The following is a 17,812-nucleotide window of genomic DNA, read 5'->3' on the forward strand; positions in this document are numbered from 1 at the left end:
CATATTAGTTACCAAGTTTGGGTATACTTTTTCAGCAGAGCAAAGGGTGAGACTACTAAATGGACATTAGCTATCGTCAGCTCAAAGCTTTTATCGCCTTGGCTGAGGAACAAAATTTTACTTATGCCGCTGAAAAGGTGCACATCACCCAGTCTGCGTTGAGCCAGATGATGAAAAAGCTGACCCAGCAACTTGCCAGCGAACTCTATCAGCGCCAAGGCAGGAAAATCATCCTCACCGAAGCGGGCGAGCAGTTGTATCAGGAAGCGCGATTTATCGTTAATCGCTTGGATAAACTAGTTCAGCAAAACAAAGACCGCCAGCACGGCTACAACAAGTCGCTGGTGGTTTCGTCGCTATATACGTTGTGTGCATCCTTAGCGCCGAAAACCCTCAATGACCTGAAAAAGCGCTATCCAGATTTTACTTTTCGCTTAATTGAAGAACGGGTTGATGACATTACCCATTCAGTACTACAAGGGCAGGCAGACATCGGCATCAACACCAATCCGAATCACCCAGAATTGAACTTTGATTTACTGTTTCGCGATTACCTGTGCTTTGTTTGCCGGCAAGACCATCCGCTCGCCGAGCATAAGCAAGTCAGTTGGGAACAAGCGCATCAATACGCGTCGATTGGTGTCAGCCCCGGGAACAGTTTACGCACACTTGCCGACGAAGCGTTTCAACGCATTGGTTTAACCTATGATCCGGAGTTGAGCGCTTCGCATACCTCAACGCTATTAGGGATGATTTCCAGCGGACTAGGTTCGACGATTCTGTCTTCCACTATCGGTGAGTTGAGCAACAACGTGGAAGTTCGCTTTATTCCGATTGTTCAACCGGTTCAGTACCGCTCAGTAGGGCTCATTACACGTAAAGAAACTCATCGAGAGTTAGTCGATGAGTTCAGTTTGATTTTGAAAAAGCATGTCAGCGACTGGGGCTTTGCTGAGTTTATCCCCAGTCGTTAAGCGACGTTACATTGGCCCGACGGGTAAACCTGTCAGCATGTAAATCAGGAATAGCCCGGCCCAAACACTAAATAGCACCAGAGCGTATGGCACCATCATCGCGAGGAAAGTACCAAATTTCACTTGCGGGTTATATTTGGCGATCAGCGCCAGTACCATCGGAATATATGGATTGGTCGGTGAAATGATGTTGGTGGTGGAGTCGGCAATACGGTAGCCCATTTGCGTAATTTGCGGGTCTACGCCAAGTAACATAAAGAGTGGGATAAATACCGGGGCCATGATCGCCCATTGCGCCGAACCACTAAACACAATCATGTTCATCACGCCAGCAAGCATCATAAACAGCGCCATCATCGCCAGCTTTGGCATCTCGACAGACGAAATCCATTCCGCACCATTCACCGCAATAAAGATAGCTAAATTAGACCACTTAAACCAAGCAATGAACTGGGCAATCACAAATACCAAGACAATGTAGCCGCCAACGCCCTTGAGCGCTTTGGACATCAAGTCAGGAATATCACTGGCTTGTTTGATCGTACCCGCTTTGACGCCGTAAACCACCGCATTCATAAAGAAGAATGCCATGATGATCGGGATAATCCCTTTTAGGAAAGGTGAAGGTACCAAACCGCCGTCTGCATTACGCAGAGGTGAATCGGCTGGCAGCAGGGCGGCCAAAAGCAAAGCGATAAACACCAAAGACGTTGCTCCAGCCCATTTCAACGCACTCTTTTGCTTAGTGGTAATTTCAAAAGACGGTTCACTATCGGCGTGGTTGGTTGTCATTTTATGCGCGAATTTAGGCTCGATGTATTTGTCGGTGATGAGCGTCCCTGTGACGACTAAAATCGGAACGGAAAGCAACATAAAGTACCAGTTTGCCGCCGGGCTGACTTCGACGTGTTCAACGATGGCAGACGCTTCGGTTGAAATGCCGGAAAGTAATACATCGGTGCCAGCAATAAATAGGTTGGCGGTAAACCCAGCCGCGACCGCGACAAAACCTGCGGCGATGCCGACGATTGGGTTGCGGTGGGTTGCCGCAAAAATCAGACCTGCGAGAGGGGGAACCAAAATGAACGCAGCGTCTGAGGCGAGGTTACCGATGATACCAGTGACAAAAATCGACGCGGTGACAAACTGACGTGGCGCGTTGAGCAATGATTGCTTGATTGCGCTGTCGGCCAAGCCCACTTCTTGCAATAGCCCCACCGCTAGCATCATACATAAGACCAATCCGAGTGGTTTAAACGAGACGAAGTTGTTCACCGTCGATTGCAGGATATAAACCAGACCTTCGCCGCTGATCAGGCTCTTAACGTGCACCACTTCACCCGTAGACGGATGGGTCACGCCGCCGCCGATAAACGAGAATAGCCAAGAGAGCAACATGACGCTGAAGCAGAGGAAGATAAATAGATAGAAGGGATGAGGGACTTTATCGCCCAGTCGCTCAATGCGGTTGATCATCGACGCGCCTGAACTCGATTTTTGCGTAATTGCAGTCGACATTGTTAGAACACTCCTTTGTGTAAAGAGGGGAGTCACTTCCCCTCATTTGTTGTTATTGCTGTTCAATCAAATTGATAAAGTAAGCCGCGCCAATCGGCAGCAGCCGATCGTTAAAGTCGTAGGCTTTGTTGTGCAGGCCAACGCTGCATCCTTGCTCCTCAGTGCCGTTGCCGATAAAGCCGTAGCAACCTGGTACTTTGTTGAGGAAAAAGGCGAAGTCTTCACTGGTCAGCATCGCTTCGCAGCTTGGGTTAACGTGCTCAGCACCAACGGTTTGAGTCGCTGCGGTGATCGCCCGTTGAGTTTCGTTTTCTGTGTTAACCGTCGGTGGGTGAGAAATTGGTCCGAGTTTAAATTCTGCTTGCATCCCGTGCGCCTTGGCGCTGTGAGCTACTAGTTGCTCGAGTCGTTCAACCAAGCTATCTCGTGTTTGTTGAGACAAAGTACGGAACGTACCGCTCATATGAGCTTGGTCGGCGATGGCGTTGGTTGTTTCTCCACAATGCAGTTGTGTGACCGAAACCACTAGTGGATCAAACGGGTCGTAGTTGCGGCTGACCATGCCTTGAATACCTTGGTAAATATGGGTCGCGACAAGTAATGGATCTTGGGTTGTGTGTGGTAAGCCAGCATGACCACTTTTTCCGTCGACAGTGACAAACAGACGGTCAGAGCTCGCCATTATTGGCCCCGTCTTAAATGCGAAATGCCCTTCAGGAATGCCCGGCATATTGTGCAGAGCGTAGCATTCGTCGATCGGGAAGCGCTCTAACACGCCGTCGGTGATCATGGTCTCGGCGCCACCGCGACCTTCTTCTGCCGGTTGGAATATCAGCACCGCTTTGCCTGCAAAGTTACGCGACTGGGCCAAGTAGCGCGCAGCGAGTAGCAACATAGTGGTGTGACCGTCATGGCCACAAGCGTGCATTTTACCGTCGTGGCACGAACGGTGGGCAAATGTGTTGGCTTCATGGATGGGTAGAGCGTCCATGTCGGCGCGAAGACCGATGCTCTTTCCGTCCCCGAGCGAGCCGTGAATCACACCCACCACGCCCGTTTTGGCGAAATCAGTACAGATTTCATCGACGCCGTACTTTTCGAGCTCGGCAACCACTAACGCTTGAGTGTTATTTTCTTCAAAACCTAATTCTGGTTGTTTATGAATGGCATGACGGATACTAATCGCGTCGGCTAACCAAGGTTCTAAGACTTCAATAATGTTCATACATCTCCCCTTTAATTGAGAATGATTTAACACTATTGAAACAATTCAAACAAACCGGATTACTACTGAAACTATTAGCGTTGCTAATAGTTGCTTGGAGAGAGGTTAAACTAAAAGCCGCCCAATACTGAGCGGCTTGAATGACGATTACATCCCATAGGTAAATGGTTTACCGATCGGCAGCATGTCCTGATGCACTGGTGCTAATGCGCTCGCGTAGCAGCTGAGCAGTTTCAAGGTGTATTGAGTGCGAGCAACAAAATCACTGTCATCGCTATTCGCATCTTGATCGATGAGTTTATCGCTGTTGCGCACAATGAGGTGGTCAGGCAAAAAGCACACGTGGTTATTTTTGCTGCCGGTCATGCGCAATTCGCTGATCGGGTAAACACCGTTGATACTCACGCTGACACTCACCAATAGTGCTGGTTTATGTGCCAGTTCGTTTGCTGTCGTCAGTAATAGGAAGTTTTTCAGCGCTGGGGTTGCCATCCCGTGCCATTCCGGTGTGATAAAGACAAACGCGTCAGACTCTTTCAGTTTTTGCGCGATTGGTGTCCAAACATCCCACTCTTGGCTACCTTGCCAAACGCCTTCATTCCAAAATGGTAGGTTCAGCTCATGCAGATCGAGGATCTCCACTTGGTCGAATTCTTGCAAACCGTGCTGTTTGAGAAAACGAGCCACTTTGAGACTTTGTGAATTTACCCTTTGGCTGCCAGATACAATCGTTAGTTTCATAATCATTTCCTTTTTAATTTAATATCTTGTTTATTGGTGTTATGCATTTGCAGTTTTAGGACTATGGGAGGCCAAAAAGATCGAAATCAGTATTGCTCCTGCACCTAACAATTGCAGTGGTGTGAGTATTTCATCTAAAAATATGTAGCCCAACACGCTCGCCGAGACGCTACTCAGAAATCCTAGAAACGCGACGTTTGTTGCAGGAAGACGCTCGATTCCTTTAAACCACAGTGCGTAAGCGAGTACGGCGCCCACTATGGTTAGGTAGCTGTATCCGGCCAAGTTTTTCAGTGAAATGGTGTCTGGTAGACCTTCAAACCATAGCGCTGCAGGTAATAAAAGGATGCCTCCGACAAGGAGTTGCCAGCCAGTGAACGCCAATGTCGACATATTCTCCGGACGTCCCCAGTATTTGGTGAGCACCACGCCACTTGCCATGCTTAATGTACCTAGTACCGCCAGAACAATTCCTTGCGCGCTGATCTGCACCGTTTCGTTGATGACGATAAGCGCTACACCAAGCACCCCGAAGATTGCTGCGATGCAGTGGCTCAAAGCGATCTTACTTTTTAATACCAGCCCACTGAGCAGCATCACTATGATCGGCTGGCTCGACATGACCAGTGCCGCGGTTCCTCCAGGTAGGTAACTTGCAGCAAAAAACAGGCAGTAAAAGAACAGTCCGATGTTGAGCACTCCAAGGCATGCGAGTTTTCCCCACCATTGCTGGTTCGGAAAGCACCGCGTATAAGCGATGAGTAATAATCCCGCCGGAAGTGCGCGTATCGCAGACGCGAGTAGGGGACTATCTGCGGGTAGCAACTCAGTAGTGACGATGTAGGTGCTGCCCCAAACGATGGGAGCAATCGCGGTGAGCAGTATTGCTTGAATCCTTTCTGCGTTGGTCATAATACCTCCTGTAAAGTATCTTTTGTGAAAGATTATTTTTTAAAAGTAATGGCGTTTTTTCTTTTGGTCAAGTATCTTTTTGAAAAGGTTTTTAGTTAGTGATGATAATGGGGATGATGTAATGGACGGTGTAGATAAGATTCTTCAGCAGTGGCAGCAAGCACGACCTGACTTAGATTGTTCTTCGATGGGCGTGGTTGGGCGCATTCGTCGCGCGGCAAACTTCTGGGAACAGGTCCATGGCCAAGTGTGCGGTGATGCTGGGATCAGCGCAATTGAGTTCGATATTCTGGCCACGCTAAGACGTAGCATAGACCCCGTCACGCCGACAAAGTTGTACAAAACGTTGATGATTTCGTCTGGTGCAGTGAGTACACGCTTAGAAGGCTTGGTACAAAAAGGTTGGGTGCACCGCGTAGCGAGCGAAAGCGACCGCAGAAGTAATCGAGTGACATTGACGGAAGACGGTGTTGCCTTTTTAGATCAGGTGCTTGAAGCGCATGTCGCGAGCATGGAACAACACTTAACTTGTCTTGACTCTGAAGAGAGAAGTGCGCTAGAAAGCCTGCTGAGTAAGTTCCTGCGAGCCGAGGTGGAATAACTGATCGTACTTGCGTTTAGATAAAAAGGCGGCACAATACTCGCTTTCAGGTTTCCACGATGTAGTCCCATGCTGTTAATTATCGATAATTATGATTCGTTTACCTACAACCTTTACCAATACTTCTGCGAGCTTGGTGCAGACGTAAAGGTGGTGCGTAACGATGAAATCGACATCCAAGGCATTGAGGCGCTCAATCCAACTCATTTGGTGATCTCGCCAGGGCCATGTACGCCGAACGAAGCAGGTATTTCACTGAAAGCGATAGAACACTTCGCTGGTAAGCTTCCAATATTGGGTGTTTGCCTTGGCCATCAAGCGATAGCGCAAGTGTTTGGGGGGGAAGTGGTACGTGCTCGACAAGTGATGCACGGCAAGACCTCACCAATTCGTCACAACGGTCGCAGTGTGTTTAAAAATCTGAATAACCCACTCACGGTAACCCGTTATCACTCTCTTGTGGTGAAAAACGGTACTTTACCCGACGTGTTTGAACTGACTGCATGGACAGAACTGCCTGACGGAAGCATGGATGAAATAATGGGTTACCAACATAAAACCTTGCCAATTGATGCGGTGCAGTTCCACCCAGAATCAATCAAAACTGAGCAAGGTCACGAGTTGCTTGCGAACTTTTTAGCACGCAAAACGATCTGATCGCGATCACTTTTCTTAACAAATCATTCATCTTTTTGCTGAGGTGAGCGGATTGCAAAACTATGCGATTCTCTCGAGTCTCTTTGTCTATTCATGTCTTTTTAAACCTTCTATCCCCTGTATTACATAACATTTATAAAAAATCACTTCTCTATTTTACTTTCTTGATGCATAAATAGTCATAAGCAGTGATTAATGGAAGTTGCTTTCGAGAACGAAAAGAATAAATCACTATTGAAATGGTTAATTAAATGTAAATACAATGCCGCAATAGCTTAAATGCAAAACATTATTTGCTGGCAAAGAGAGCCGGTTAAATTCGCTTATCTGCTACGCATGCGGTATCAAGAAGGAATGTGCAATGACAACGGAAATTAAAGTAGAGCGCGGTTTATTCGATGAGGTAATGGTACCTTGCTATAACCCGATGGAAATGATCCCTGTTAAAGGTGAAGGTTCACGTGTTTGGGATCAGGACGGTAATGAATACATCGACTTTGCTGGTGGTATTGCAGTGAGCTGTCTTGGCCATTGTCATCCAGTAATGGTAAACGCACTAACAGAGCAAGCTAACAAGCTTTGGCACTTAAGTAACGTTATGACGAACGAACCAGCCCTTCGTCTGGCGAAAAAGCTAACAGAAGTGAGTTTTGCTGAGCGAGTGTTCTTTGCTAACTCTGGCGCAGAAGCAAACGAAGCCGCTTTGAAGCTGGCACGTCGTTATGCAGCAGACGTTCATGGCACTGAGAAGTCTGAAATCATTGCATTCAAACAAGGTTTCCACGGTCGTACATTCTTTACCGTAACGGTTGGTGGCCAAGCGGCATACTCTGACGGCTTCGGTCCTAAGCCAGGCGACGTGACACACCTTCCTTACAACGATATCGAAGCTTTACAAGCGCACATGTCTGATCGTACTTGTGCGGTTATGATGGAGCCACTACAAGGTGAAGGCGGCATCGTGCCACCAACGCCTGAGTTCGCTCAAGCGGTTCGCGAGCTGTGTGACAAACACAACGCCTTACTGATCTTCGATGAAGTGCAGACTGGTAATGGCCGTACAGGTAACTTCTACGCTTACCAAGGTTTAGGTATCACGCCAGATATTCTAAGTACTGCGAAATCACTTGGTGGCGGTTTCCCAATCGGTGCAATGCTAACGACAGCAAAATTGGCAGAGCACATGAAAGTGGGCACTCACGGTTCTACATATGGCGGTAACCCACTAGCGTGTGCGGTTGCAGAAGCGGTTGTAAATGAAGTCACTAAGCCAGAGGTTTTGGCTGGTGTGCTAGAACGCGAAGCAATGTTCCGTGAAGGTCTAGAGAAGATCAACGCGAAGTACAACATCTTCTCAGAAGTGCGCGGTCAAGGCCTATTACTTGGCGCTGCACTAAATGAAGAATGGCAAGGCCGTGCGCGTGACGTGCTGGTTGCTGCAGGTAAACAAGGTCTCATGGTATTGGTTGCGGGTGCCAATGTCGTACGTTTCACACCATCACTCGTTATCACACAACAAGAAATTGAAGAAGGCTTGGCGAAACTGGATAAAGCGATCGCGACTTTAGTTTAAGCGCGATATCAGTTTAAACGTCAACGCAGACACCCCCGTCAAGGATCTCTGATGGGGGAATTGTTCCTACAATATAGTTAGGATCTTCTTGCATCTGGAGGGAGTATTGATGCTAGTAGTTCGCCCTATCGCGATGTCGGATTACGACGCACTGCACACTTGTGCGGTGGAGTCTGGTCACGGATTTACATCTCTACCGGTTAACGAAGAACTGTTAACCAATCGAATCAAACATTCAGAGTACAGCTTTGGTAAGCCAGATGTGGCAGAACCAGGCGATGAAGGCTACCTGATGGTTGGCTTTGACTCTGAAACGGGTGAGGTTGCGGGTACCACCGGAATCGAAGCATCTATCGGCTGGGATGTCCCATTTTACTCATATCACATTAGTAAAGTTGTGCACTCGTCGCCAAAGCTTGGCGTTAACAACGTCGTTAAACTGCTTACTTTTGGTAATAACTACACGGGTAACAGCGAAATTTGTACCTTGTTCTTGCGTGAGAAATTCCGCCAAGGTCTGAATGGTCGTCTAATGTCGAAGTGTCGTTTCCTAATGATGGCAGAGCACCCAGAGCGCTTCTCTGAAACGATCTTTGCGGAGATGCGTGGCGTTTCAGACGACGAGGGTAATTCACCATTCTGGCAATGGCTCCAAGAGCATTTCTTCTCTATCGATTTCACTCTTGCAGATTACCTGACAGGTATCGGCAAGAAAGGCTTTATCGCCGACTTGATGCCGAAACTGCCTATTTACATCAACCTGCTCAGCCCAGAAGCGCAAGCCGTGATTGGTCAAGTACATGACAACACGCGTCCAGCGCTGAAGCTGCTTGAGCGTGAAGGTTTTACCAACCGAGGCTACGTCGACATCTTCGATGGTGGCCCAACGGTTGAGTGTGATCTGCGTAATATTGAGTCGGTACGTCATTCATTCCGCGCGCAAGTCAAAATCTCTGAACATTCCAGCACACAAGACTTCTTGATGTGTAATTCATCTTTCGAGAACTTCCGTGCGACAGTCACTAAGGCGGCGTATGACGCAGAGACACAGAGCGTAATGATCGCACCAGACGTTGCGGATGCACTTTCGGTTGAAGAAGGGGATTTCGTTCGCCTTCTTCCGCAGTAACAGACGACAGAATTTAAGGATAGAAACAATGACACATTGGATTGCAGGTGAATGGGTACAAGGTCAGGGTGAAGCATTTACGTCTCTGTCGCCGTACAACCAAGAAGTGATCTGGCAAGGCAAAGGTGCAACGGCAGAGCAGGTGAACCAGGCGGTATCTGCAGCGCGTGAAGCGTTTATTGACTGGAAAAAGCGCCCATTTTCAGAGCGTGAGGCAATCGTGTTGGCTTTTGCGGAGAAAGTAAAAGAGAACAGCGAAAAAATCGCCGAAGTCATTGCCAAAGAAACTGGTAAGCCAATTTGGGAAACGCGCACTGAAGCAGCGGCAATGGCAGGTAAAATTGCCATTTCGATTCGCGCTTATCATGACCGCACTGGTGAGGCGAGCCGTGAAGCAGCAGGCAACCAAATCGTATTGCGCCACCGCCCATTGGGCGTGATGGCGGTGTTTGGTCCTTACAACTTCCCAGGCCACCTACCAAATGGTCACATTGTGCCTGCGCTACTGGCTGGTAATACGGTAGTCTTCAAACCGTCTGAGCAAACGCCATGGACGGGTGAATTGGCAATGAAGCTATGGGAAGAAGCCGGTCTGCCGAAAGGCGTGATTAACCTTGTTCAAGGCGCGAAAGAAACTGGTATCGCGCTCGCTGACGCAAAAGGCATTGATGGCGTACTGTTTACGGGTAGCGCGAATACGGGGCATGTATTACACCGTCAATTTGCGGGTCAACCGGGCAAGATGCTCGCACTAGAAATGGGTGGTAATAACCCGATGGTGATCTCTGATAAATATGGTGATTTGGATGCCACGGTTTATACCATCATCCAGTCAGCGTTTATCAGTGCTGGGCAGCGTTGTACGTGTGCTCGTCGTTTGTATGTGCCATTGGGTGAAAAAGGCGATGCGCTTATCACCAAGCTCGTTGAAGCGACACGCAATATTCGCGTAGACCAACCATTTGCAGAACCTGCGCCATTTATGGGGCCGCAAATATCGGTCGCGGCAGCCAAGTTTATTCTTGATGCACAAGCTAACCTACAGTCTCTTGGCGGTGAAAGCTTAATTGAAGCGAAAGCAGGAGAGGCGGCGTTTGTTTCTCCAGGTATCATTGATGTAACGAACATTGCTGAGTTACCAGATGAAGAATACTTCGGCCCACTTCTGCAAGTGGTGCGCTACGAAGGGTTAGACAAAGCCGTGGCGCTAGCAAACGATACGCGCTTTGGCTTATCTGCTGGTTTGGTCTCAACCGACGACCAAGAATGGGAATACTTCGTTGACCACATTCGTGCAGGTATCGTGAACCGTAACCGCCAGCTCACTGGTGCAAGCGGTGATGCGCCATTTGGTGGTCCGGGGGCGTCGGGTAACTTGCGCCCAAGCGCTTACTACGCAGCAGATTACTGTGCGTACCCAATGGCATCAATGGAAGGTCAAGAAACTGTCTTGCCTGCAACATTGAGTCCAGGTGTAGCGCTATAAGATTTAATAATAGAGTCGCAACTATGCATTGCGGCTCACCTTGCCGGCGCATCATTTAGGTATGGGTTGTAGTGATCGTTGGCAGAACACGAAAAGTGAGCAAAGACTCGGAAAAGCGTGTTGACTGACTGGCATTTACCGTCACAGGTTGATGGTTGCTCGTTCATTATTCTGGACAACTTTTGTTGTGAACGAGCAGCCAACTTCCGCTTACCTTTAAACTCTACATCTCGTAACAAGGAGTCGTTATGACGCCCGATGTGTTATTTGAATCGCTATGGCAAGATTACATTCAACGTCTTTGCCCCTCTGCTGCTAAAGTGCATCAGCTGCTTCAAGAAGATGAGCCTCTGATTAATGATCATATAGCTTTACGTACCTTCAATATTGCGCCTCTTGGTATTGAAACTCTAGCTAAGCCATTTGTAGCTATTGGTTACAAGGCGTGTGGTGATTACGTTTTCGAAAGCAAAAAGCTGGTTGCTAAGCACTATGAGCACCCAGATCCGAAGCAACCTAAAGTATTTATTAGTGAGCTAAAAGTTGAAGAGTGCTCGCCTGAGCTACAAGAGATTGTGAAAAATTTGGTGGCACAAGTCGATGCTGACAAGCTGAACGATAGCGCATTCTTACATGGTGGACGCTTGTGGGATTTAAGCTTTGCTGATTACCAAACGTTGGCTAAAGAAAGTGAGTACGCATCTTGGCTTGCGGCGCATGGTTACGGAGCAAACCACTTCACGGTGAGCGTTAACCAGCTCAATGAATATGAAGAAGTGAAGCAGGTAAACGATCATCTGCGTACCGCTGGGTTTACCATTAATGAAAATGGTGGTGAAGTGAAGGGCACTCCTGAGGTGTTGCTAGAGCAGTCATCGACCATGGCAGATAAAGTAGCGGTTCGTTTTAGCGAAGGCACTGAAATTATCCCTGGCGGGTTTTATGAATTTGCTAAGCGCTATCCGATGGAAAATGGTGATTTGTACCCAGGTTTCGTGGCCCCTTCAGCTGACAAAATCTTTGAAAGTACGAATGGCTAAGTTTTAGGGTTAACCTGTTAAGCTTACTCATTAGTGTTCGCTGCACCCTATCTCATTTGGTCATGAGTAAATAAAAGCCACCAATGTTGCCATTGGTGGCTTTTTATAATTTTGTTCGTGTCACTCTAGTTCGAGATTAACGAGTACCGTAAACCACGATGGTTTTACCGTGAGCAGAGATTAGGTTCTGCTCTTCTAGCATCTTCAAGATACGACCTACTGTCTCACGAGAACAGCCAACAATTTGACCGATTTCTTGACGAGTGATCTTGATTTGCATGCCGTCTGGGTGAGTCATTGCGTCTGGTTGTTTTGCAAGGTTCAGAAGCGTCTGAGCGATACGACCAGTTACGTCTAGGAACGCCAGGTCACCCACTTTTTGGCTAGTTACTTGAAGACGACGAGCCATCTGCGCAGAAAGACGCATTAGGATGTCTGGGTTTACTTGGATAAGCTGACGGAACTTCTTGAAAGAAATTTCAGCAACTTCACAAGGAGATTTAGCACGAACCCAAGCTGTGCGCTCTTGGTCTTCCTCGAATAGACCAAGTTCACCAATAAAGTCTCCTTGGTTTAGGTAAGAAAGGATCATCTCCTTACCTTCTTCGTCTTTGATAAGAACCGCAACAGAACCTTTAACGATGTAGTACAAAGTTTCTGCCTTTTCGCCCGCGTGAATTAGCGTGCTCTTTGAAGGGTACTTATGAATATGACAGTGTGAAAGAAACCACTCTAATGTTGGGTCGGTTTGAGGTTTACCTAGAACCATAATATCTCACTTCCTCTGCAGGGTACGCTTGCGCTATCCATATTTTAGCTAAGCCTGAATTAGGCCTACTAGAATAAGAGCACTTTTTATATGCTGCAAGCTCTCTTGTGTTTCGGTAAGAAATAGTATCCTTTTTCGAAAACGATTTCTTGATTTTAATCGTGCCATGATTGAGATTTTGTAAGCAAAACTGTGCACATGATCACGGTATGAAAAGTAAACATCTTCGCAGGCAGGTTTTTAGCCAATTTTCCCTGTTTCGATGAGCTGTTGTAGGATAGGCCGAACTATGAGCTCCATTGCAAAGCTCATCTTACCGCCGGGTACGACAATCGTGTTGTGGCGTGACATGAATGAGCCATCAATCATGGCCAGCAGATATGGGAAGTCGACATTCTTGATACCGCGTAGGCGAATCACCACAAAACTCTCATCCAAACTAGGGATGCCTTTTGCATTAAGTGGGTTGGAAGTATCAACGGTCGGTACGCGCTGGAAGTTGATGTGAGTACGAGAAAACTGCGGAGTGATATAGTTGAGGTAATCGTCCATGGATCGCACGATTGAGTCCATTACCGCTTCACGCGAATGGCCGCGATCGCGAGTGTCACGTACGAATTTTTGTATCCACTCTAAGTTCACAATCGGCACCATGCCGATTAAGAAATCCACATGTTGAGCAACATTAACATCGCCATCGACTACGCCACCATGTAACCCTTCATAAAACAGAACGTCGCTGTTTTCGGGTAAGTCTTGCCACGGTGTAAACGTGCCTGGCATTTGATTGTAGGGAACCGCTTCGTCAAACGTGTGCAGATAACGGCGCACGCTGCCAGTGCCGTCATGCCCGAACTTACGGAAAAACTCTTCTAATCCCGGGAAGTCATTAGCTTGTGGGCCAAAGTAGCTAATGTGTCGACCTTGCTCGCGGGCTTTGCGAATTTCGATGTCCATTTCTGGGCGAGTAAAGCGATGGAAGCTATCGCCTTCAACCCATGCGGGTTTAACGTTCATCATATTGAACATTTTACGGAAGGCTTCAGATGTAGTGGTCGTGCCGGCACCGGACGAACCAGTAACCGCAATAATTGGGTGTTTAGCTGACATGACAAACCTTGTCGAAAATTACTTACCTGTAATGTGCAGTAGAGTTACTACTGCACGGTCGATATCCCACTATAGCACGTAACAATACCTTGTCATCGAGTGGGATACGGTAAAATGTGAAGGGTCTAAAATTTTGTTTTATGTTGAATATCGACGGTTTCGTGTAGCTCAGAGAACACGATAACCGCTTCACCTTTTTCCAATTGAGCTTTAACTTGATCAATTTTGTCTTGCAAAGAAACCTCGACGGTTCCGTAATCCGTTCCTTCGCGTAAGACGAATTCACGAATTAAGTTTTCCAATGTTTCCGGCGCAATGTCTTGCCATGGAATGATCATAAATACCTCTAACTTTTATGATGAGCGGCTAGTTTACTGCGTTCGTTGCTTGGATACAGCAGAAAGGTAATCTGCGGCGATACTTTCGTAATACGCGGGCAGCGCTTCCTCCAACCAAAACTTAGGTTTTAACGCCGTTCCTGTTAGGAAGCCAACATGGCCACCGTGTTCAAAGAGACGGTAATCAATGTTATCTGGCAGAACAAACTTCGGGATCACATCGTCGGTCATGAATGGATCGTCTTTGGCGTGAATGATCAGTGTCGGTAGCGTGATCTGTTGTAATTTACTTAAGCCTGAACATTGATCGTAATAATCTTGTGCGTCTTTAAAGCCATGCAATGGTGCGGTGATCAAATCATCGAATTCATACAGCCGTGTGACACGTTTTATTGAGTTGTAGGACAGCGCAAGCTCGCCGTGCAGTAGATGATGCTTTTGTAACGCGTTACGTTTCAGTGAAGAAAGCAGGTAACGGCGATACACTTTCGAAAAGCCTTGTTCAATACGGTTTGCACACGCCGCTAGGTCTAAAGGCGCTGAGATAATAGTCGCTGCATTCAAAATAGGGTGGTCTTTATATTGGGCTAAATAATTCGCCAACATGTTACCGCCAAGAGAAATACCAACTGCAACTTTGGGATTATCAGGAAAACGTTGTTCAAGGTGCTCTAGGAAGTAACGAGCATCCGTCACTTCTCCCGAGTGATAAGCTCGTGCTTTTTTGTTTGGTTTACCGCTGCAGCCACGAAAATGCATCATCACCGACAGCCATCCAGATTGAGCAAATGCATTCATTAGCCCATTGGCATAAGGGCTATAGAAGCACCCCTCTAACCCATGAAATAAAACAAAAATCGGCTTTTTTTGTGCAGGCTCTTGGGTTGGGTCCTCGCTCCACGCGAGATCGAGAAAGTCGCCATCGGATGTATCGAGGGTTTGCCAAATCGGCGTAAATAACGCTTTTTTGCGAATAAAACGCGGCAAAAGCGTTTGGAGATGCGGGTTTTTGATCCCGGCGGCTGCGAAAAATTGTGTCATACCTAACTGCTCTTATGCGGTCCTTCGGTGTCCGTTGAAGAACTTATTAATATAATCCTTTATAAAGATTATAGGTATTCTACAGATTTATGGGCGTTTTGGTGGTTGAATGTTTGGCACCGGAATAGCAAAGGCTTGCTGCAAATGCTCCCCACCGAGTTGACGACAGTATCTCAACGTCAGTGGGTCACCATCATTTTTGAGTAGTGCAAGTGAGTTAATGCAGTTCACCAAATCCGCTTGTTGCTGCTTTTCTAGTTGCAGCTCAAACTGCAAGGTCTCACGATACAAAGCGTCATTGACTTGAGACTTAAGGTGGCGACGAAGGTCGCGAAAGGAGTGAAGTAAAGTTTCGCTTCTACCTAGACAGTCTTGCACCAAGGGCCAGTCTTTTTCTTGGAAAATGAGTTGCTGCTCATCGAGCCATCTGAGCAGCAGGAGTAGGTTCACGTTACCGTGGTAGTTGTTTTGCAATGATAAGCACGCCTCTTTCACTTCTCGCACACCATAAAACTGCAGACTAAACTGCCAAAGGTGTTCTAGGGTGAGTGTGTATTCAGCGTGTTGATTACTCATTGATTAAACTCTAGCTCCATCTGCTCCAACGTTTCTTGAGCAGACATCCATTCCATTTCAATTTCTTCGAGCTCAGCCTTACTAGAAGCTTGAAGTGCCAGCACTTGGTTAAGTTTAGCTTTATTTTCGGCCGCATACAGTGAGTTGTCCGCCAATTGTTCTTCAGCTTCGGCCAGTGCAGCACCTAACTTATCCATTTTATTTTCTAGTTGTGTCAGCGTTTTGCGAATTGGCGCTGTCTGTTTTCGAAACTCTGCATCGCGACGTTTTTGCTCTTTTTTCGCTGCCGCGCTGTTGGCGCTATCTTTGGCTGGCTGTGCGGCTTGTGCTTCTTTGCGTTCCGCTCTTTGTTGTTCGGTTAACCACTTGTAATAGTCATTTAAGTCACCGTCGAACGGAGCAACTTGTCTATCATGCACTAAATACAAGTCATCGGTCGTAGCGCGCAGTAAATAGCGGTCGTGCGAAACAATCACCATCGCACCTTCGAACGTTTGCAGTGCCATCGTAAGTGCTTGGCGCATGTCCAAGTCTAAGTGGTTGGTCGGTTCATCAAGTAGCAACAGGTTTGGCTTTTGCCACACAATTAAAGCCAATACCAAACGGGCTTTTTCGCCACCAGAAAACGGCGCAACTTTTTCTAGTGCTTTGTCACCTTGGAAGCCAAAGCTACCTAGGTAATCACGTAGCTGCTGTTCGGTTTGATCGGGTGCGATTTGCATCATGTGTTGCAGCGGCGTTTCTTCAGGATGAAGCGTTTCTAACTGGTGCTGAGCGAAGTAACCAATTTTCACGCCTTGTGAGTAAGTTAGGTCACCACCTTGCGCGTTAAGTTCACCAGAGAGCAGCTTGATTAAGGTCGATTTACCCGCACCATTACGGCCGAGTAGACCAATACGACTGCCAGGAACCAAGTTCAAGCGGATCTTCTCTAAGATGAGGTTGTCACCGTAACCTGCAGATACTTCATCCATCATCATGATTGGGTTTGGCAGCGCAGCTGGCTCACGGAATTGGAAGCTAAATGGGTTATCGAATTGAGCTGGTAACACTTTCTCCATGCGCTCCAAAGCTTTAATACGGCTTTGAGCCTGGCGTGCTTTTGATGCTTTGTAACGGAAGCGGTCGATGTAGCTTTGCATGTGCGACATCTGCTTCTGTTGCTTTTCAAACATCGCTTGTTGTAACACCATCTTTTGTGCGCGTTGGTTTTCGAATGACGAGTAGTTACCCGTGTATTCGTTCAGCTGCTGATTCTCGATGTGAATGATGCGACCAACAATTGGATCAAGGAAGTCTCGGTCGTGCGAGATCAGAATCAGCGTGCCAGGGTAGTTTTGTAGCCAACGCTCTAACCACATTACCGCGTCCAAATCCAAGTGGTTGGTTGGCTCATCGAGTAGCAATAAGTCAGAACGACACAATAGCGCTTGAGCCAAGTTAAGACGCATACGCCAACCACCCGAGAATTGGGTCAAACTCCAACTCATTTGCTCTTGGCTGAACCCTAAACCATCGAGCAGTTCTGCCGCGCGAGCGCGAATGCTGTAACCACCAATGGTTTCAATTTTACCGTGTATCTCGGCAACTAGGGTTCCGTTGTCTTGTGTTTCTGCTTCAGCTAACTGCTTTTCGAGAGCGCGGTATTCGCGATCACCATCAATGACGTATTCCAGTGCAGTGCGCTCTAGCGCAGGCGTTTCCTGTGCGACCCAGGCCAACTCCCAATGTTGAGGTTGGCTAAATGAGCCTGCATCAATTGACAGTTCATCTTTCAGTAGGGCAAACAGCGTTGATTTACCGCAGCCGTTTTTGCCCACAAGACCGACTTTATCGCCAGGGTGAATAGTCGCAGAAGCTTGGTCTAAAAGAGGTTTACCGCCACGCAGTAACTGAATATCAGAGAAGGTAATCATAAAGTTTTCATTCACTTTGCGCAGTGCGCGTTGCTTGGTTACATAGCGAAGTGGTTTCAATCGTTTTTAAAGCCACTTGGGTATATATCTAGCGGTGAATAGTAGGGGTATTGACCGGAAAAGTCGATTGATTCGCTTTAATTGCATTATGCTGTACAAAAAAGTATAACAATTTGATAACGGATAAAAATAACCACAAGGACGAC

17 protein-coding genes are annotated in these 17,812 nt (G+C 47.3%); 7 read left to right on the plus strand and 10 right to left on the minus strand.

The features are described from left to right. Positions 1 to 59: 59 nt before the first annotated feature. Positions 60 to 974, plus strand: coding sequence for a LysR family transcriptional regulator (locus tag R7Z41_RS20515; RefSeq protein ID WP_033907171.1), 915 nt, complete (start codon positions 60 to 62; stop codon positions 972 to 974). Positions 975 to 980: 6 nt separating this feature from the next. Here the strand turns inward: R7Z41_RS20515 and R7Z41_RS20520 are convergent, their stop codons facing one another. The 4 genes from R7Z41_RS20520 to R7Z41_RS20535 form a co-directional block, all read right to left on the minus strand. Further along, entirely contained in the window at positions 981 to 2,492 is a 1,512-nt protein-coding gene (locus tag R7Z41_RS20520) for an AbgT family transporter (RefSeq protein ID WP_206971030.1), read from the minus strand. Positions 2,493 to 2,544: 52 nt separating this feature from the next. Further along, entirely contained in the window at positions 2,545 to 3,717 is a 1,173-nt protein-coding gene (locus R7Z41_RS20525) for a M20 aminoacylase family protein (protein WP_033907168.1), read from the minus strand. Between the two features lie 147 nt (positions 3,718 to 3,864). Further along, entirely contained in the window at positions 3,865 to 4,458 is a 594-nt protein-coding gene (locus tag R7Z41_RS20530; RefSeq protein ID WP_033907167.1) for an NADPH-dependent FMN reductase, read from the minus strand. 39 nt (positions 4,459 to 4,497) lie between these two features. Next, positions 4,498 to 5,370: an EamA family transporter gene (locus tag R7Z41_RS20535; protein ID WP_033907166.1), complete on the minus strand. Its 873-nt coding sequence runs from the start codon at positions 5,368 to 5,370 to the stop codon at positions 4,498 to 4,500. A 121-nt stretch (positions 5,371 to 5,491) separates the two neighbouring features. On the opposite strand from R7Z41_RS20535, the gene R7Z41_RS20540 reads away from it, so the two are divergent. The 6 genes from R7Z41_RS20540 to R7Z41_RS20565 all read left to right on the plus strand — a co-directional run bounded on the left by R7Z41_RS20540 (position 5,492) and on the right by R7Z41_RS20565 (position 11,856). After that, the gene (locus tag R7Z41_RS20540; RefSeq protein WP_206971029.1) at positions 5,492 to 5,971 is read left to right on the plus strand and encodes a MarR family winged helix-turn-helix transcriptional regulator; all 480 of its coding nucleotides are present in this window, start codon (positions 5,492 to 5,494) and stop codon (positions 5,969 to 5,971) included. Positions 5,972 to 6,040: 69 nt separating this feature from the next. Then, positions 6,041 to 6,628 carry an aminodeoxychorismate/anthranilate synthase component II gene (locus R7Z41_RS20545; protein ID WP_065274924.1) on the plus strand — a complete coding sequence of 196 codons (588 nt, stop codon included), beginning with the start codon at positions 6,041 to 6,043 and terminating at the stop codon, positions 6,626 to 6,628. Positions 6,629 to 6,989: 361 nt separating this feature from the next. Then, on the plus strand, positions 6,990 to 8,201 hold the full coding sequence (locus tag R7Z41_RS20550) for an aspartate aminotransferase family protein (protein ID WP_206971028.1): 1,212 nt from the start codon (positions 6,990 to 6,992) through the stop codon (positions 8,199 to 8,201). Positions 8,202 to 8,310: 109 nt separating this feature from the next. After that, entirely contained in the window at positions 8,311 to 9,330 is a 1,020-nt protein-coding gene (gene astA, locus R7Z41_RS20555) for an arginine N-succinyltransferase (protein ID WP_005381422.1), read from the plus strand. Between the two features lie 28 nt (positions 9,331 to 9,358). Further along, the gene (astD, locus tag R7Z41_RS20560; protein ID WP_005381424.1) at positions 9,359 to 10,816 is read left to right on the plus strand and encodes a succinylglutamate-semialdehyde dehydrogenase; all 1,458 of its coding nucleotides are present in this window, start codon (positions 9,359 to 9,361) and stop codon (positions 10,814 to 10,816) included. Positions 10,817 to 11,064: 248 nt separating this feature from the next. Then, positions 11,065 to 11,856 carry a DUF1338 domain-containing protein gene (locus R7Z41_RS20565; RefSeq protein WP_318136411.1) on the plus strand — a complete coding sequence of 264 codons (792 nt, stop codon included), beginning with the start codon at positions 11,065 to 11,067 and terminating at the stop codon, positions 11,854 to 11,856. 136 nt (positions 11,857 to 11,992) lie between these two features. Here the strand turns inward: R7Z41_RS20565 and crp are convergent, their stop codons facing one another. The 6 genes from crp to R7Z41_RS20595 form a co-directional block, all read right to left on the minus strand. After that, positions 11,993 to 12,625 carry a cAMP-activated global transcriptional regulator CRP gene (gene crp / locus R7Z41_RS20570; RefSeq protein ID WP_005381432.1) on the minus strand — a complete coding sequence of 211 codons (633 nt, stop codon included), beginning with the start codon at positions 12,623 to 12,625 and terminating at the stop codon, positions 11,993 to 11,995. 240 nt (positions 12,626 to 12,865) lie between these two features. Continuing rightward, complete coding sequence (locus R7Z41_RS20575; protein ID WP_005381434.1) at positions 12,866 to 13,735, minus strand: phosphoribulokinase; 870 nt, start codon at positions 13,733 to 13,735, stop codon at positions 12,866 to 12,868. Between the two features lie 125 nt (positions 13,736 to 13,860). Beyond that, positions 13,861 to 14,073 carry a YheU family protein gene (locus R7Z41_RS20580; RefSeq protein WP_005382815.1) on the minus strand — a complete coding sequence of 71 codons (213 nt, stop codon included), beginning with the start codon at positions 14,071 to 14,073 and terminating at the stop codon, positions 13,861 to 13,863. Positions 14,074 to 14,106: 33 nt separating this feature from the next. After that, positions 14,107 to 15,114: a hydrolase gene (locus R7Z41_RS20585; RefSeq protein WP_033907159.1), complete on the minus strand. Its 1,008-nt coding sequence runs from the start codon at positions 15,112 to 15,114 to the stop codon at positions 14,107 to 14,109. Positions 15,115 to 15,201: 87 nt separating this feature from the next. Then, positions 15,202 to 15,690, minus strand: coding sequence for a TIGR02444 family protein (locus tag R7Z41_RS20590; protein WP_065274923.1), 489 nt, complete (start codon positions 15,688 to 15,690; stop codon positions 15,202 to 15,204). Beyond that, entirely contained in the window at positions 15,687 to 17,606 is a 1,920-nt protein-coding gene (locus R7Z41_RS20595; protein WP_053307381.1) for an ABC transporter ATP-binding protein, read from the minus strand. The genes R7Z41_RS20590 and R7Z41_RS20595 overlap by 4 nt, the downstream gene beginning before the upstream one ends. Positions 17,607 to 17,812: the final 206 nt, after the last annotated feature.

Origin of the sequence: Vibrio sp. 1457, assembly GCF_033340195.1 — a bacterium.
GTDB classification, from domain to species: Bacteria; Pseudomonadota; Gammaproteobacteria; order Enterobacterales; family Vibrionaceae; genus Vibrio; species Vibrio alginolyticus.

Excerpts from the sequence above, each read along its gene's own strand:
- R7Z41_RS20515 (WP_033907171.1), top strand. The coding sequence starts at position 60 with ATGGACATTAGCTATCGTCAGCTCAAAGCTTTTATCGCCTTGGCTGAG.
- R7Z41_RS20520 (WP_206971030.1), bottom strand. The coding sequence starts at position 2,492 with ATGTCGACTGCAATTACGCAAAAATCGAGTTCAGGCGCGTCGATGATC.
- R7Z41_RS20525 (WP_033907168.1), bottom strand. The coding sequence starts at position 3,717 with ATGAACATTATTGAAGTCTTAGAACCTTGGTTAGCCGACGCGATTAGT.
- R7Z41_RS20530 (WP_033907167.1), bottom strand. The coding sequence starts at position 4,458 with ATGAAACTAACGATTGTATCTGGCAGCCAAAGGGTAAATTCACAAAGT.
- R7Z41_RS20535 (WP_033907166.1), bottom strand. The coding sequence starts at position 5,370 with ATGACCAACGCAGAAAGGATTCAAGCAATACTGCTCACCGCGATTGCT.
- R7Z41_RS20540 (WP_206971029.1), top strand. The coding sequence starts at position 5,492 with ATGGACGGTGTAGATAAGATTCTTCAGCAGTGGCAGCAAGCACGACCT.
- R7Z41_RS20545 (WP_065274924.1), top strand. The coding sequence starts at position 6,041 with ATGCTGTTAATTATCGATAATTATGATTCGTTTACCTACAACCTTTAC.
- R7Z41_RS20550 (WP_206971028.1), top strand. The coding sequence starts at position 6,990 with ATGACAACGGAAATTAAAGTAGAGCGCGGTTTATTCGATGAGGTAATG.
- astA (WP_005381422.1), top strand. The coding sequence starts at position 8,311 with ATGCTAGTAGTTCGCCCTATCGCGATGTCGGATTACGACGCACTGCAC.
- astD (WP_005381424.1), top strand. The coding sequence starts at position 9,359 with ATGACACATTGGATTGCAGGTGAATGGGTACAAGGTCAGGGTGAAGCA.
- R7Z41_RS20565 (WP_318136411.1), top strand. The coding sequence starts at position 11,065 with ATGACGCCCGATGTGTTATTTGAATCGCTATGGCAAGATTACATTCAA.
- crp (WP_005381432.1), bottom strand. The coding sequence starts at position 12,625 with ATGGTTCTAGGTAAACCTCAAACCGACCCAACATTAGAGTGGTTTCTT.
- R7Z41_RS20575 (WP_005381434.1), bottom strand. The coding sequence starts at position 13,735 with ATGTCAGCTAAACACCCAATTATTGCGGTTACTGGTTCGTCCGGTGCC.
- R7Z41_RS20580 (WP_005382815.1), bottom strand. The coding sequence starts at position 14,073 with ATGATCATTCCATGGCAAGACATTGCGCCGGAAACATTGGAAAACTTA.
- R7Z41_RS20585 (WP_033907159.1), bottom strand. The coding sequence starts at position 15,114 with ATGACACAATTTTTCGCAGCCGCCGGGATCAAAAACCCGCATCTCCAA.
- R7Z41_RS20590 (WP_065274923.1), bottom strand. The coding sequence starts at position 15,690 with ATGAGTAATCAACACGCTGAATACACACTCACCCTAGAACACCTTTGG.
- R7Z41_RS20595 (WP_053307381.1), bottom strand. The coding sequence starts at position 17,606 with ATGATTACCTTCTCTGATATTCAGTTACTGCGTGGCGGTAAACCTCTT.